12 protein-coding genes, 1 tRNA gene and 1 pseudogene are annotated in these 15,261 nt (G+C 45.5%); 8 read left to right on the top strand and 6 right to left on the bottom strand.

The window, feature by feature from the left end; all coding sequences use genetic code 11:
• Positions 1–493, bottom strand: a pseudogene (locus tag F6J94_RS02000) (photosystem II D2 protein (photosystem q(a) protein)); the annotation flags it as partial.
• Positions 494–742: 249 nt separating this feature from the next.
• On the opposite strand from F6J94_RS02000, the gene F6J94_RS01995 reads away from it, so the two are divergent.
• The 4 genes from F6J94_RS01995 (at position 743) to F6J94_RS01980 (ending at position 2,650) form a co-directional block, all read left to right on the top strand.
• Positions 743–1,009, top strand: a complete 267-nt coding sequence (locus F6J94_RS01995; RefSeq protein ID WP_075896983.1) for a hypothetical protein — start codon at positions 743–745, stop codon at positions 1,007–1,009.
• Between the two features lie 22 nt (positions 1,010–1,031).
• On the top strand, positions 1,032–1,700 hold the full coding sequence (locus F6J94_RS01990; protein WP_293036379.1) for an energy-coupling factor ABC transporter ATP-binding protein: 669 nt from the start codon (positions 1,032–1,034) through the stop codon (positions 1,698–1,700).
• A gap of 246 nt (positions 1,701–1,946) precedes the next feature.
• On the top strand, positions 1,947–2,495 hold the full coding sequence (locus F6J94_RS01985; protein WP_075896987.1) for an NYN domain-containing protein: 549 nt from the start codon (positions 1,947–1,949) through the stop codon (positions 2,493–2,495).
• 82 nt (positions 2,496–2,577) lie between these two features.
• Positions 2,578–2,650, top strand: a tRNA-Glu gene (locus F6J94_RS01980).
• A gap of 32 nt (positions 2,651–2,682) precedes the next feature.
• On the opposite strand, the gene F6J94_RS01975 is transcribed toward F6J94_RS01980, so the two are convergent.
• The 5 genes from F6J94_RS01975 to F6J94_RS01955 form a co-directional block, all read right to left on the bottom strand.
• On the bottom strand, positions 2,683–2,835 hold the full coding sequence (locus F6J94_RS01975; protein ID WP_293036377.1) for a hypothetical protein: 153 nt from the start codon (positions 2,833–2,835) through the stop codon (positions 2,683–2,685).
• Positions 2,836–2,868: 33 nt separating this feature from the next.
• On the bottom strand, positions 2,869–4,548 hold the full coding sequence (locus F6J94_RS01970) for an AarF/ABC1/UbiB kinase family protein (RefSeq protein WP_293036374.1): 1,680 nt from the start codon (positions 4,546–4,548) through the stop codon (positions 2,869–2,871).
• 371 nt (positions 4,549–4,919) lie between these two features.
• Positions 4,920–5,198, bottom strand: a complete 279-nt coding sequence (locus F6J94_RS01965) for a hypothetical protein (protein WP_293036372.1) — start codon at positions 5,196–5,198, stop codon at positions 4,920–4,922.
• 134 nt (positions 5,199–5,332) lie between these two features.
• Complete coding sequence (locus F6J94_RS01960; protein ID WP_293036370.1) at positions 5,333–7,396, bottom strand: GAF domain-containing sensor histidine kinase; 2,064 nt, start codon at positions 7,394–7,396, stop codon at positions 5,333–5,335.
• A gap of 678 nt (positions 7,397–8,074) precedes the next feature.
• Positions 8,075–8,998: a hypothetical protein gene (locus F6J94_RS01955; protein WP_293019497.1), complete on the bottom strand. Its 924-nt coding sequence runs from the start codon at positions 8,996–8,998 to the stop codon at positions 8,075–8,077.
• Positions 8,999–9,912: 914 nt separating this feature from the next.
• Between F6J94_RS01955 and F6J94_RS01950 the strand changes: the two genes are divergently transcribed.
• From F6J94_RS01950 to F6J94_RS01935, 4 genes are all read left to right on the top strand, one after another.
• Positions 9,913–10,251, top strand: coding sequence for an NAD(P)H-quinone oxidoreductase subunit M (locus tag F6J94_RS01950; protein ID WP_071102827.1), 339 nt, complete (start codon positions 9,913–9,915; stop codon positions 10,249–10,251).
• A gap of 182 nt (positions 10,252–10,433) precedes the next feature.
• Positions 10,434–10,679 carry a DUF6737 family protein gene (locus F6J94_RS01945; protein WP_008184881.1) on the top strand — a complete coding sequence of 82 codons (246 nt, stop codon included), beginning with the start codon at positions 10,434–10,436 and terminating at the stop codon, positions 10,677–10,679.
• 256 nt (positions 10,680–10,935) lie between these two features.
• On the top strand, positions 10,936–13,344 hold the full coding sequence (locus tag F6J94_RS01940; protein WP_293036367.1) for a protein phosphatase 2C domain-containing protein: 2,409 nt from the start codon (positions 10,936–10,938) through the stop codon (positions 13,342–13,344).
• A gap of 277 nt (positions 13,345–13,621) precedes the next feature.
• Complete coding sequence (locus tag F6J94_RS01935; protein WP_293036365.1) at positions 13,622–15,178, top strand: bifunctional pantoate--beta-alanine ligase/(d)CMP kinase; 1,557 nt, start codon at positions 13,622–13,624, stop codon at positions 15,176–15,178.
• Positions 15,179–15,261: the final 83 nt, after the last annotated feature.

Below are 15,261 nucleotides of genomic sequence, written 5' to 3'. Positions count from 1 at the left end.
ACTGTCCCAATGGGTACATCAGGAACACGCTGACAAATACTGCAATCGGCGCACTGAATGCGATCGCGTTGTAGGGTCTGATGCCTACTAGACGCGCAATTTCAAATTGCCGCAGCATGAACCCAATTAGACCAAACGCTCCGTGGAATGCCACAAAGCTCCACAACCCTCCTAGTTGGAACCAGCGGGTCAAGTCTCCTTGAGCTTCTGGTCCCCACAATAGCAGCAGGGAGTGTCCCAGACTGTTGGGAGGAGATGATACTGCTACGGTCAGGAAGTTGCAGCCTTCTAGGTAGGAAGATGCTAAACCATGGGTGTACCAAGAAGTCACAAAGGTGGTACCAGTCAACCAGCCGCCCAAAGCCATGTAGGCACAGGGGAACAATAGAATGCCGGACCAGCCGACGAATACAAAGCGATCGCGCTTGAGCCAGTCATCGAGGATGTCAAACCATCCTCTGGTGCTGGGGGCGCGTCCTACTGCTACTGTCATAGCAAGGATCTCCAGATATATATAAGTACGGTAAGGCGATTTACTTTCTTTATTAAAGGCAGTCTAAGTAAAGAAAAGTAAACTTCGTCTAATATAACTATCATAATATGTCATAATTCTTAATTTTGCTACCCCCTAAAAAAAAATTAGGTAATAACTGTACCCAAGATACCGCTCTTACGCCGGTTTGGGCTGGGGTCTAAGATAAGAAGAAGTACATTAATAGAACGCGCTACAGCTTGATACTCCATGTTCACCATTGACTTGATTCTAAGGAATACACCCATGCCACTGTCTGTGCAACGTAAGTCAGAAGAAGAGGCGCAAGCGACCTACCAGGAAATTTTGACAGCCATGCGCTCTGGGCATCCTCAGTTGTTAGAACTCAGCTGCGATCACCAGCCAGAGAAGAAAATTGGCGTTCTCAGCGATCAGATTAGTGCAGCAATTATTTCTCAAAAATCTGGAGCCACAGGCTCAGGACGTACTCCCGGCTTCTTTGCCATGGCTGAATAAATTCATGGAGCAAGATATATTAATGAATCAACCAGCAATTCAAGTAACAGAGGTTGGCTTCAACTGGCCTAAAGGGGGGACAGTTTTGCAATCTTGCTCCCTGGAAGTCCCTAAGGGGGAATTTTGGATGCTCTTGGGAACCAATGGCAGTGGTAAATCAACCTTACTTAGATTACTGGCTGGTTTATTGTCCCCCCAATCCGGTGACATTTACCTAGCCGGTTCACCAGGTTTTGTTTTCCAGAATCCTGATCATCAGCTAGTCATGCCTACCGTAGGTGCCGATGTAGCCTTTGGACTGGTAGCCGAAAAGCTCGACCTAGCTCAAGTTCAAGCCCGGGTAAAAGAAGCTCTAGCTGCGGTGAATTTACTAGAGCTAGAGCGACGCCCGATCTATGCCCTCAGCGGTGGTCAGAAGCAGCGAATTGCGATCGCTGGTGCGATCGCAAGACAGTGCCAGATTTTATTGTTAGATGAACCCACTGCCCTACTCGATCCAGATACCCAAATGGATTTAGTGTCACAAGTGCGAAATTTAGTCAAAAGTCGAGGATTGACAGCCATTTGGGTTACCCACCGTTTGGATGAGCTGGATTATTGTGATGGAGCATTTTTGTTAGACCAGGGTCGGGTCATTGACCAAGGTCAACCGGAACGCCTGAAGCAAAGACTGGTAAGTCATAATCACTGATTCTCGGGAAGTTTCCAGAAAGTCGTAGGGTTTGTAATCGGCTAACTGTTAACTGCTAAGCGTTAATTATAATACTTAAAGTTGTGACTATAAGATTTTATATGTTAATAGTTAAATGTTGAGTGTCATTTTTGCTCAATCCTTTTGCCTTTTGCTCAAGTGCAATTTATACTAAAATAAAGAAATGTTAAAATTAGCGCTAATATTTAGTCCATACGGACGGTAAACAGTATAATACCATGAAAAATGTCCTGTTCTTCACCGCTGGCTATTTTACTAGTTGATGGCTATAACGTCATTGGCTCTTGGTCTTTCCTGAAAAATACCCGTGATCGTGATGGTCTCATGAGTTCTCGCCAAGAGTTAATTGAGACCCTAGCCAATTACAGTGCCTTTGTCGGCTATGACACTGAGATTGTCTTTGATGCTCACTCACTCAATACCCCTAACAGTCGTGAGGTGATAACTAATCACTTATCGGTTTACTACACCGATTTCGGGGAGACAGCAGACACTTACATCGAAAAATTTTGCGCCTCCTATAGAACCAATCTTGTTAAACCAACGAAACGTCTGATCGTCGCTACCTCAGATCGGGCAGAGCAATTGACGGTTGTGGGGTATGGTGCTCAATGCATGTCTTCCCAGCAGTTGCTCAGCGATGTTGAATTCACAGCTCGTCGAACCCGCCGCAAATATCGACCACAGAAATCCTCTAGTGGTCGTTTTTTAGTAAATTCCTTAGATGCCAAGGCTCAGCAGCGCCTAGAACAGTTGCGAAATAAAATCAAGTAAAGGGACTGGAAAAAAATTTTCCTGATCAAACACTTGACACAAACCAAAATATCCGCTACACTTATAAAAGTGAAATCAATAAGCCCCCATCGTCTAGAGGCCTAGGACACCTCCCTTTCACGGAGGCGACAGGGATTCGAATTCCCTTGGGGGTATCTAAAGAAGCAAAAAATACAAGAGTAAGCACTCAGCTATCAGCTATCAGCTTTTTAATAAAAGAGGTAAGCATTGGTTTAATCTGAGTTAAGTCTGCTGACGGCTGACCGCTGACGGCTGACCACTGACGGCTGACGGCTGACGGCTGACGGCTGACGGCTGACGGCTGAATGCTTACATACAAGAGTTAAAGGTAGGCGATTTGCAATCAGATTGCCTACCTTTGGGCTAACCTATCCAGTCTTTCTCTAATGGCTAAGTTAATCAGAGAACGCAGCAAAATCAAAAACCAGAATCCGGAAAAGGCAAAGGCGGCTATCGCCCATCCACTATGAGGAACTGAGAGGAAAATAGTACCAGCTACCAGAGTAAATCCAGTTAAACAAGCATAAATTAGGCTTTTCAGAGCAAGCGTGATCTGCTTGAGAGTGCGATCGCTTTCTACAGAACGCACATGCAATTGTAACTCCCCCAGCTCGAGCCGCTCTTCTAAGCGTCGAATGGCTAGTTCGGTAGGGCTAGCCTTACGTAAGTTATATTTCACAAAATCCCTAGCTTGTTTGGCTAGTTGCCCCACTATATTCCCCCGCCCTTGAAAAACAGCCAGGCTTTTAACAAAAGGCTCAGTAGCAACTAACAAATTATATTGGGGATCTAGGGCACGAGCGATCCCATCAAGAGTTGTTAGTGACTTTAAAATAAATGTCAGTTGTGCTGGTAGGCGAAAAGGTTGCTGCTCAAACATTAAGTAAAGTTCGCTACTGATTTCCTCAAAAGCTTGTAATTCTATGGGCTTTTCGGTAAATTTTTCCAGTAGAAAAGCAACTAATCGCTTGACTGGCTTGAGATCTGACATGGGTTCAATTAACCCCATGTAAGTTAAACTATTAACGACCTGATCAGTGTCCTTACGCAGTACAGCAAAAAAAGTCTGGAGCATTTGGTCTTTATTCATGGACTTGACCTCCAGCATTGTGCCAAAGTCATAAAAAATCAGACTGCCCTCCGGAGAGACTGCCATATTTCCAGGATGAGGGTCAGACTGAAAAAAGCCATCTTGTAATAACTGCTTGAGGTAGCAACAAATTCCCAGCTGAATAATTTCTTTAGGATTTATGCCGAGGGATTCTAGGGTCTGACGGTCATCAATTTTAATTCCCGGCATATACTCCATAGTCAAAACTTTTTTAGTTGTATATCGCCAGTAGACTTTTGGGACACTAATGCGAGCATAATTGCTGAAATTTTGACGAAAACTCTCAGCATTTTTACCTTCATGGATGTAGTCAATTTCTTGATAGAGCAGGTTAAAAAACTCATGGATTATGGAATCCAAATCATATTTTTTGGTTCCCGGAACAAATCGATTGACAAAACGAATCAATCGATGGATAATCTCAAAATCTAGGTTAAATAGCTTTTCTAAGCCAGGACGCTGAACCTTAACGACTACATCTTCCCCAGTGTGCAATCGGGCTTTATGAACTTGTCCCAAACTGGCAGCGGCTAGAGGAAAATGCTCAAAATCCCGATACAAACTATGAAGGTCGTGACCCAGTTCTGATTCAATTAGAGTTATTGCATCGGTTACACTAAATTCTGGGATCCGATCTTGTAATTGCGCCAAGGCATTCACATATTCTAAGCTAAGTAAATCAGGGCGTGTGGATAGTGCCTGCCCAATCTTGATGAATGTTGGACCTAAGTCTAAGAGCTTTCTAACTAACCACTGGGCTCGACGATTTCTTTGCTTGGGGGAATTATTAGCCGATACCTTGTCCCACCATAAATAAACCATAAACTGCGCTGCCGCAGTAAAAATATCGATCTGGCGAGCCAGGGGGGAATAGTTAGGTTGTTGCCAACGTGGTGGCTTGGGCGCATCAGTTGTGAGCATACTCAGCTATTCATAGTTACTCCGATCCAATCCGGGAGTATAAATCAGATCATATCCGCTTTAATACCTATTCTTCCCAGTTAGTCTTCCGAGCTATTAGTCATTAGTTTTGCCTTCTTACTTACTAATGACTAAGTTTTACCAAAAATCTTGGGTTTAAAGCCTCGTCCTTCTAGGACGACTTTTCTGGAATAATCGTCAAAGCCGATGTATAATTAAGATAGGTACAGGCTGAAAAACCGTTGGCTCAGCCGGGAGAGAGACCCGTAACTGATTGACCGTAGGTCACGCTACGCGAACGACCACAAAGAAGTAATGCCTAGAGGGCTTGAAGTTACCGTAAGTAGAGTGGAGCCTTTATAGTCGGCAGGTTATGCAGCATAGGGAAAAGGTTTTGTAGTAAGGCTCCACTCTACTAAGGTTTCGTCTCTGGGAAAGTCCTCTTTAAAAACCCAACCGTCAATTAACCGTTGGCGTGTGAACCTAGAAGAATCACTTTTGAGATTAAACAAGGTACGGTGGGGCACACCGGAACCTGAGGAAAAGGAAGGCAAACGGACTTTTAAGGCACTTCCAGCAAGTACTCGAACGCCTAAGGAGAACTGCCCTCTAGGTCTGTCGTGAATTAACTGGGAATTTGGTGTTTTCACGGATTTTTGGTTGAGTATTGTCCTGTTTTTGGCGGCGTCAAAGATTGGAACTCGGCGGTTTACGGCGGCTCGTTGATCTAGGAATCCTCGTGCCTTTCGGCAAAGCCGACGCTACGCGAACAGGCCGGGGAGTGTCAAATAAAAGATTGAACCTGGGGCAGAGTAATTGTGAAAGATACCCGAGACGTGCGAGGAGTGTCAGACGGGCCAGTGGAGACATCTACTGTCCCATTGAGATGCTGCACTAAGCATTTTACTAGCGCTAGACCCAAACCAGTACCCTGAACTGCCCTTTGGGTCATCCCCTGACCGCGATGGAATTTATCAAAAATATGTTTGAGGTCTTCTGGAGAGATCCCTTGACCAATATTGCTCAAACTCATCACAATCTGCTTCACCGATTGCTGGATTTGCTCAGTTACCTCAATCACCACTGTAGTATTTGGGTGAGAATACTTACCAGCATTGGTTAAAAGTTCCAGCAAGATACGGTTAAGGCTTTCAGCGTCGGTGTTGATAAACAGCGATGGTAGTGAACTATTGATTGTTAAGGTTAAGCCTTTCTCCGCCCATTTGTACTCAAAGGATTTAGCCAAGTGCTTAATCATCGGCATCAGGTCAATTCTTTGCAAGTGCAGTTGGGACTGGTCAGATTCCAGCTGCTGTAGACTCAACAGGTCGTTAATTAGCTCAATTTCTTGATTACACTGTTGCTCAAGGATTTCTAGATATTTGGCACGACGCTCAAGATCAAGTTTGGGTTGACGCAACATCCGAATCGCTAGACTCATTGCCGTCAAAGGTGTCCGCAATTCATGATTCATGCTACTGAGAAATTCATCTTTGAGGCGATTTAATTCTTTTAGCTGACCCATTTGCTGGCGAGTTCTTTCGTATAACTCTGCCTGAACTTTCAGACTATGTTGTAACTGAGCCGTGCGTTCTTCAACAAGGGATTGTACTTGCTGGAGAGTCTGATTTTGGATAATAGTGCTACTAACTTGTGTACTGACCCACTTGACCAAGTTAATTTCATTCTCTAGCCAAGGGCGAGGTTGAGTATTTTGCAAGACCAAGAACCCCAAAACCTTAACGGATAGCAAACCATGATTATCTGCCCCAACCAGAGGACAGATTAGTAACCCTGGCTTTAGGTTCTGATCTAGGAGTGAGATGCTCTGGTGGTTAGCTTTACCAATCGGGTGATCTGGTCTATCGGTAATGACTATCGGTTCAGGGGCTTGCTTGAGAGCCTGTTGGTACCAAGAACACTCAGAAACTGGGAAGGATTTATTTAACAGTGCGTCCCCTGTTGAAAATAGATCAGTAGTAGAGCTTTCCTTTAACCATTCACAAACCACTGTCAGATCATGTTTTGGTGAATGCTTTGCTGGTAGACTGCAACACAGAGGATTCGTTTCATCTAACAGTAGCAGTAATGCCTGTGACACCTGAAGTGCTTCAGCAACAGCCGTGGTAGCTATCTGGAAAATCTCCAGGAGATTGAGAGAGCTATGCATCACTTGACTCAATTGGTTGACCAGAGTTTGGTCTCGAGTAGCCGCCTTCACTTGGTGGGTTAGCTGAACTTGAGAAATTGCTACTGATACCCATTGGGATACAAAAATTAACTGTTCTTGCTCTGTCTTTGTCCATTGGTAAGGCTGGGCTTTTCCTAAAACAATTACCCCGTTGACTACAGACTGAAACTTTGTGGAGGTCTTCAGTATTGCCCTGGCAGATAGCACTTCTTCACCCAAATCTAAGTTAGACCAAGCATCGGATTTTTGCCAATCTGAAATTGCCAGTACTGAGTCACTGCCTAAGTCATCCTCTGTGGTTAAGAGTTCCAGCAGTTGCACTGGATTTTTGTAGTATCGGTGTTCTGGGTCAAGGTGTTGATCAGCACGCCACCAGGCTAGTTGGGGCGTAGTGCTAGGGTTAGCCAGCGCCCCAATTAAACAGCTATCCACCTGAAAACTCTCTCCTATAGCCTGGGCGAGCATCGCCAACAGAGTTTGCGTTTCTGAGGTATTTAGTATCGTCTTAGCAATTTGTTGCCCGATCTGAGCTAACTCTGTCGGGTAAGCCATGAGTGAACCTTGATGCTCCTGGCTAAAGGTTGGTTCAAATGTACCTGAGAGACGGGAGTTGATGGAATTTACTCTTGGGGCAAAAATCGCGCTTTCTGCATCCATTATGCTTGTTGCACAACTTGTGAATACTGGTCTTGACTAGAGCAACTGTTAAAACAAGAACAACTGTTAAAACAGTAATCTCGCTAGGATTAGTGTTCCCGGCATCAGAGTGCTTTTGATCAAGAGATTGGAGTTTTTTACGACAACCGACCGACACACCCGTTCAATTCCGAACTCTGGTTAGAGGAGAAGCTGTGGGTCGGTGGCACAACTAAATCATGTAATCGTCACAGTTGAGTTAAACTCGCTCCCGGTGCGCTTATAGTCGTCGAATTAAATTCGCCACGGGTCGCACCGCGATCTCAAAATGGTTACTGCTCGAGATTCGTTGACCCAATTAATTCTGATCGGTAGACTGGGTGAGGGCTTGTTGGAGTTTCGAGCTAAGGCACAGAGCGTAAAAATCCCAAAAGGCGCGCGCCTCCTAGGCCGGGGAACCCGGCCTAGGGTCGCGCCTCTGAGTTGGGTAAACTACTAGTACCTGGAAACCCAGGAGAGAATTGAGAAACTCCAGATATCTCTCCAAGGTGCGCTTTCCAAGGCCGCGAGCAATCCCTCGCGGCCTAGGGTCGCACCTCTGGGATTGAAATCGATTAACTTTGAACACCTTAAACACCTTGAGCACCTTTTTATAGCGTTTTTTTAACAAAACTGATTGAAAACTTGGATTCAACACCACTAGGAGCGCTTCTTTCTAGCTTGTTTTTGAGCTTCCTCACTGTTTTTTCGATAAAGTATAACCCGATAACGAGCTATTTGGTAGCGTTGGTCATCAGGTTTTACCGTCTCCATTAGATTTGATGCCCGTTCCCACTTAGCTGCCACATCTAACCATTGAGCTGAGGTTTCGACACTTTGACCTGCTGCGGCTGCTTCTTGAGCTAGGCGCATTGCTTCAGTAAAGGGGTCCGGTGGTTGACTAGAAGATCCCGATGAATAAGAATTGGCTGGGTCTGTTGCCGAATGGTCGGCTTGAGTTGGGTAATGGGATTTGATTTCCCTCCCAAACCAATCATTCAGTAACCAACCTACTAGGATCAGGAGTAAACCCAAACCTAACCCAATCACAACACCCTGCCGCAATCGACCTTTTTTACGTAGTTGACCGTAAGAAGCTGGCGGTAAGACCAGTTGCTGAATCGGTAGTTTTTTTTGGCCGATTTGACGAGAAAATCCTGGTGTTAGAGCCAGTTGCTGGCTTGGTAGGTTTTGGCGATTGTTGAGGGTTTGAGCCAGTTGCTTGAAGAAATTTGGCCTAGTAAGGGTTATGTCTTCGTACCACAACAGCTGATTGTCTGGGTCACGGCTAATTTCTTCTAACCAGAGTAATTGTTCCTCTCGCACGATGCGGCTGTTGATCCTGACACGACGAATGTTACGCGGTGAAATTTCTTCCAGAATTTCCTGGATTTGACTGACTAGAATCGATTGTTCCAGCTGTTCTGGTTTTGCTGCTTCACACAAAACTTGCAATACACCATCAGCCAGAATGGCTCTAGTTCTCACCCCAAAATCGGCTAATCGTTCATTGAGTGTTTGAATAATTGCCACCACGCTACCCTGGTGGGCTTGTCTAGCAATATCTTCCATGGTACCAGACATTTTTTTAAGCTATGACATTGGATTAGTGTGTTTGACTTTACTTAATATAGTTTTTCCCTTTAGAGTATCAGGATATGCTATTAGTAGACATCTCCAAAAATTAACCTCAAACCCTTGTAATGCCTGGGTCAAAACCGATTTTATGCAGATGTCTAGTGCATGTATTGTTCATTTTTCTTCCCCCGTGGAGACCGCCGCTAAAACCCAGGTTGCTCTATTAATTATCAGAATCATGAGGTACACAGTTTTTTTTATTCCCCCAGTCCCGGAAAACCATAATCCATAAACTCTTATTAAACCGACTCCCAGGGCTTGCGCTTACAGTCGTCGAATTTAATTCGCCACGGGTCGCACCGCTCCCGACGACTCCCAGGGCTTGCGCTTATAGTCGTCGAATTAAATTCGCCACGGGTCGCACCGCTCCCGACTCCCCAGTAATTTGTACCTCACCAAATTGATAAATGATATATATCGATCACATCCAGTAGCGCCAATGGCCCGCACGGCGGGAACAGGTCAAGGGGACTGCTGTCTAAGGTTGTAGGGAAACCTACTATGAGAGTAAGTAACTTTTTGGTAATGTCTGTCAAATCTCATGCACGTGCTTGTCAGACCATTATCTCCTTACTGGCGAAATCACAAACACTACATATAGCGTATAGGTCAAGAGGTCAGTAATTGGGATTTGACTAGCTAAATAGTTGGTTTGCTCCTACGATCCCTTGAATGCGTCGAATCTATATCTGGGGTATGTGCTCTAGTTCTGTACTTGTACAGGACTAGAGGCAAAAGCGGCTCAAACTCGAAGCCCTCAACCCCAAATCTTTGATTGGTTTGTGGGTAATTCAAATGGTCAGCATTGACTAGTGCCTGAAAAGATGAAAAAATAAAGGCTGTGAGCAGGAGGTTTCTAGATGCTGTTAAAGTCCACCACTCGTCACGTCCGAATCTATACAGCAGAGGTAAAAAATAACGAACTAGTCGGGAGCGATAACGTCTTAACCTTAGACATTGACCCCGATAACGAATTCAATTGGAATGAAGACGCTCTACAGCAGGTTTACCGGAAGTTCGATGAGTTGGTTGAATCCTACAGCGGATTTGATTTGACCGAATACAACCTCCGTCGTATCGGTTCTGACCTAGAACACCTTGTGCGATCGCTTTTGCAAAATGGACAAATTAGCTACAATACGGAAAGCCGAGTGATTAATTACAGTATGGGATTGCCCCAAGTAGAACCTGAGAATTAGGCAGTAGGAGATGGGCTGACAAGCTACTTTCAAACCAAGTCACGACTGGAGCGAATAACTCAAGCGCCTGTCTGCCTTCATCCCCCGCCACACTGTAGCTGGTTTACTTGAGGTTCTCATGGTTTTAATCAATCCCTTGCTTAGTGCAAAGAAGTAAGTCGTGGTAGCTTAAAAGACTAATCTTGTCTACAGAAAAAAAATTCAATCCTTGGAGTTATAAGCCTTGGTGGTGCCAACCCTGGTCAATCCTATTGACCGGAGGGGGCATCATCTTAAGTATCTGGGTAGTTTTCAAAACCCTCTGGATAACACTACTCGTTGCTATGCCAATTCTGCTTTGGTGGACGTACTTTTTGCTGATCTGGCCTGAGCTAATCAAGATTAGTGCTATGAGTGAGGGGAACCGGTCAATATTGCGCAATGATTAATACATAAAATTAATACATAAAACTTAATGCTGACCTTCCCCATAGACCATAGGGTAATCATTGCTGCGAACGAATGTTTCAGGGGAATTCATTCACTATTGACGTAAATCATTAACCAGCCCGTAAGTCAAGCGCTACAATCTGTAATCAATGGGCTGATTTTGGCACTTCCTTTGTTGGCACATCACTCCTTCAAAGAAAGCTGTGCTAATGTTAACCCGGTTCCATCAGGCTATCTTTAGCAGCAAAGAGTTTCATGGACAATCCGGCGGCAACGCTCCACTGCCCAAACCATCAATGTCAGGCTCCCAATCCCCAGACCAACAAGTTCTGCCAAAAATGTCGCACGCCGCTGCTCAGACGATACTTGTGGGCTATTGGGTCAGGCATAAAAGCCGCTCAACCGGGAGAAGTTATTGCTAAGCGCTACCTCCTGATTCATTCTCGTGTTCTTTTAGATACTCAACCAGCGGTACCGCCAGAGACCCCACTAGAGATTCCTCAAACCATAACCCCATACTTGAGACTGGTTTCCTATGGATTACACCTGCCTCAAGTGTATGGTCTGCTAACACCTCAGCCAAGGTATAATAAAGAGATTTGGTTACTCGAAGGAGTACCAATTCAGGCAACAGGGAACATTAATACTCTTGGACAACTGTCACCAGAACTCACTAGCGTCTGGAAAGATGCCTCACCAGTACGCCAACTCAACTGGCTGCAGCAATGGGCTTCACTGTGGCAACCGTTGAGCCGAGAAGGGGTAGCGTCTAGCTTACTGAAATCAAACCTGGTGCGGGTGGAAGGAGCCTTGCTAAGGTTGTTGGAATTGCAGCCTGATCAAACGCCAGCACCAACCTTAAAACAGCTGGGTCAGCTGTGGTCACAACTGCTTGAGGGGGCTTCCCCTGTTATTAGTGAGTTTTGCCAACAACTCTGTTCCCAGCTTACAAAAGGACAGATACAGACATCAGAGCAGCTGTTAGCATTACTGGCGAAAGGGTTGTTTGAATGCCGGTCATGGCAATCGAGAACCTATAAGACTCTCACTCGTACCGATACCGGTCCGGGTCGTAGCCACAATGAAGACGCTTGCTACCCTCCTAGTGGTAAGCTAATTAGCTCTTCAAGAGGTAAGGAAGCTTTGGCAATGGTTTGCGATGGCATTGGTGGACAAGCAGGTGGTGAAATTGCCTCCCAACTGGCGATTGACACTCTCCGACAACAGCTCAAACAACTTCCAGCTAAACTGAAGGTGTGGAACCCAACCACTCTAACCCTGGAATTGGAAAAAGCTGTCTGTGCTGCCAATGACTCCATTAGCCAACGCAATGATCATGAGAACCGATTTGATCGGCAGCGTATGGGAACAACCTTGGTCATGGCTAGAACCCATGCCCATGAAATATACATTACCCATGTCGGGGATAGCAGAATCTATTGGGTGAGTCGCCATGGTTGTCACCAAGTTACTCTAGATGATGATTTAGCGTCTCGAGAGGTGCGGCTTGGATATACCCTTTACCGACATGCTCTACAACAACCAACATCTGGTGCCCTAGTGCAGGCTTTAGGCATGGGTTCATCAACCACACTGCACCCGACTGTACAGCGCTTGGTGTTGGATGAAGATTGTGTTTTTCTGCTGTGTTCTGATGGTCTTAGTGACAATGACCGAGTCGAGCAGTACTGGCAAACAGAAATCCTGCCCATTCTCGACGGTCAAATTGATTTGAAGAAAGCAGCAGAACGCATCATTGAGCTTGCTAATACCAAAAACGGACACGACAATGTTACGGTGGCGTTGATTTACTGTCAAGTCACACCAAGCCAGCCTTCCTTGCCCATCCAACTATCACCGCCACAGCTAGAATCCCTTCCCACTCTCGAGACCAACAATACTGTAATGTTCGTTAAGAGTGATCAGCAACCCGCTTCTACTGATGAACAAAAAACAGCGTTGCTCACACTTAACCTCATGGAAGATGGGGATGCCTCTGGTGACCAAAATCCTACTTATTCAGCTTCAACCTCTCCTGAGAAGACTGGGAGACTGTTGTTGGGCATATTCGTGCTGTTGGTCTTAGGAGGGGTAGTCGTTTATCTGTTGAGTCCAATGTTGAGTCTAAAGGCGAGTGGACAGATAAATCGCTTCCTGAGTGGGGTTTTGAGTCTCGGTAAGGAGCAAGAAATAACCCGTTCTAAAACCCCTACACAGAGTCCAGAAACTAAACCTCTCCCACCACAAACCCCTGACTCCGGGACCCCTCCTAAGCCAGCTGCCTTAATTAAAAACCAAGATATTATTAGAACAGTGGGTCAAACTGTACAACTTTTGGTTAATCCTGAACAGCAATCAATCCTTGGCAGAGTTCCTGCTGGTAGCGTTTTGCAGGTTATTGCCAGAAAAAGGTATCCTCAGGAAGAGACTTGGTGGATTAAATTAAGAGTTTGCTCACCCGGAACCAACAAAACTGATATTCCATCGGATATTCCATCGGATCAAATGCCTAGCTCCCCCAAATTAGGATCCATCATAGGTAAAATCTCCTTTTCTCTTATCCACCCTTCCTGTCCCTGTGACACCAAGGTAGCAGAGGGTTTAGTCTGCTTAGAGTTTAATGGTACTGAGGATGAGCCAACTTTGGGGGAGCTAGGCATTTGATCCGATGGAATATCCGATGGAATATCAGTTTTGTTGGTTCCGGGTGAGCGCTCCCACTGATCATCTCGCAAGGCATACCGACGCATTACTTCCTCCTTAGTTGAGTTTTCCTGACTCCCCTCAGTTCTATAGCTGCACTGACTGGTTGTCAATTCTCTAACTGACGACATGCCCTAGTCATTAGACATCTCCAGGAATTGCCAAGGAATTCCTGGAGATGCCTATTTCTATAGGACTATGTTGCTAACATCGATAAGAATCTAAACTCTAGAGTCTAATGCACCTGTTTACAACAACTGCTGGATTACACTGCTACTTAGAACGTCAAGGTCCTGGCAAGGAACTGGGTCTGGTAACCACTATGGGAGCCTTGCACAAGGGTCACTTAAGCTTAATTGAGCGGGCAAGACGAGAAAATTCCCTGGTCATTGTTACCATTTTTGTGAATCCTCTTCAGTTTGCACCGACAGAGGATTTTCAGGAGTACCCCCGTGGATTGGCTCAGGATCAAGAACTTTGCCAACAGATTGGAGTTGATGCAATTTTTGCTCCCACTGTGGATCAGTTGTATGGTGACAATCCAATGCCCACTGCGGACAAGGGTGATGAATTGACTCAAGTGATTCCACCCAAAGCCATGACCTCTGTCCTATGTGCTGTCTCTCGTCCTGGTTTTTTTCGGGGTGTGGCAACTGTCGTGGTCAAGCTGTTGAATCTGGTACAACCAAACAGAGCCTATTTTGGTCAAAAGGATGCCCAACAGTTGGCAATCATCCAGCGTATGGTGGCAGATTTTAAGTTACCAGTGACCATTGTGCCTTGTGCGATTGTGCGGGAAAAGTCGGGACTGGCGTGTAGTTCTCGCAATCAATACCTGACACCAGAGCAAAAAGCCCAAGCATCATTACTCTATCAAGGGTTGCGTAGTGCTCAGAAAGCCTTTCAAGATGGATTATGCGATCGCATCAATCTGATTGAGAGGGTTAGGTCAGAATTAGCTGGAACCCAGGATATCCAGGTCGAGTATGTGGAATTAGTACATCCTGTTACTCTGACCCCCCTCGAACAGGTTGAAGAGCAAGGATTATTAGCGATCGCAGTTCACTTAGGTACAACTCGTTTAATTGACAATATACTCCTGTCCCACCGTAAACCGATTGTGGCCATTGATGGTCCGGCTGGAGCTGGAAAATCTACCGTTAGCCGTTTGGTAGCCAAAGAATTAGGATTGATGTATCTTGATACTGGTGCTATGTACCGGGCTGTGACATGGCGGGTGCTCAAAGCAGGTATTGACTTGGAGGATGAGCCTGCGATCGCAGAATTAGTCAGTAAGTGTACAATTAATCTGAGTAATAATCAACCAGGAGAGTCTGGGATTCAGGTGTGGGTTGATGGAGAAGAAGTTACCCAGGTCATTCGCTCACAGTCCGTTACTGCCAAAGTGTCTACAGTGGCTGCTTTGAGTTCAGTACGCCGTGAGTTACTCAAACAACAACAACGCTGGGGTCGTCAAGGAGGAGTAGTGGCTGAAGGTCGTGACATTGGCACCCATGTCTTTCCCAATGCAGAAGTCAAACTATTCTTAACAGCTTCTGTTCAAGAAAGGGCGCGTCGCCGTCAGCAAGACCTGAAAAACCAGGGGCAAGAGGTCAGCTTAGAACAGCTGGAGCAGGAGATTCAACAGCGTGACCTAAAGGACAGCACCCGTGCTGTAGCCCCCTTGCGCAAGGCAGCTGATGCTATTGAAGTACAAACCGATGGTATGAGTATTGCAGAAGTTACCGATTCTCTTGTCAATATCTACTATCAGCAATTGTCACCGGATGGCTGACCGCTAATGTTAAACAGACAATTAAACAGACAATTAGGCAACAGCTAGCCACCACTCTATAAGATGATGGTTAGTTACAGATG

This window comes from Moorena sp. SIO1F2, assembly GCF_010672755.1.
In the GTDB taxonomy this organism is placed as follows: Bacteria; Cyanobacteriota; Cyanobacteriia; order Cyanobacteriales; family Coleofasciculaceae; genus Moorena.
Note: the sequence above shows the minus strand (reverse complement) of the source record. Positions and strands in the feature narration are given on the sequence as shown.

Bases quoted from the DNA above. Each gene is read 5' to 3' on its own strand.
- F6J94_RS01995 (WP_075896983.1), top strand. From the start codon at position 743: ATGTTCACCATTGACTTGATTCTAAGGAATACACCCATGCCACTGTCT.
- F6J94_RS01990 (WP_293036379.1), top strand. From the start codon at position 1,032: ATGAATCAACCAGCAATTCAAGTAACAGAGGTTGGCTTCAACTGGCCT.
- F6J94_RS01985 (WP_075896987.1), top strand. From the start codon at position 1,947: ATGTCCTGTTCTTCACCGCTGGCTATTTTACTAGTTGATGGCTATAAC.
- F6J94_RS01970 (WP_293036374.1), bottom strand. From the start codon at position 4,548: ATGCTCACAACTGATGCGCCCAAGCCACCACGTTGGCAACAACCTAAC.
- F6J94_RS01960 (WP_293036370.1), bottom strand. From the start codon at position 7,396: ATGGATGCAGAAAGCGCGATTTTTGCCCCAAGAGTAAATTCCATCAAC.
- F6J94_RS01955 (WP_293019497.1), bottom strand. From the start codon at position 8,998: ATGTCTGGTACCATGGAAGATATTGCTAGACAAGCCCACCAGGGTAGC.
- F6J94_RS01950 (WP_071102827.1), top strand. From the start codon at position 9,913: ATGCTGTTAAAGTCCACCACTCGTCACGTCCGAATCTATACAGCAGAG.
- F6J94_RS01940 (WP_293036367.1), top strand. From the start codon at position 10,936: ATGGACAATCCGGCGGCAACGCTCCACTGCCCAAACCATCAATGTCAG.
- F6J94_RS01935 (WP_293036365.1), top strand. From the start codon at position 13,622: ATGCACCTGTTTACAACAACTGCTGGATTACACTGCTACTTAGAACGT.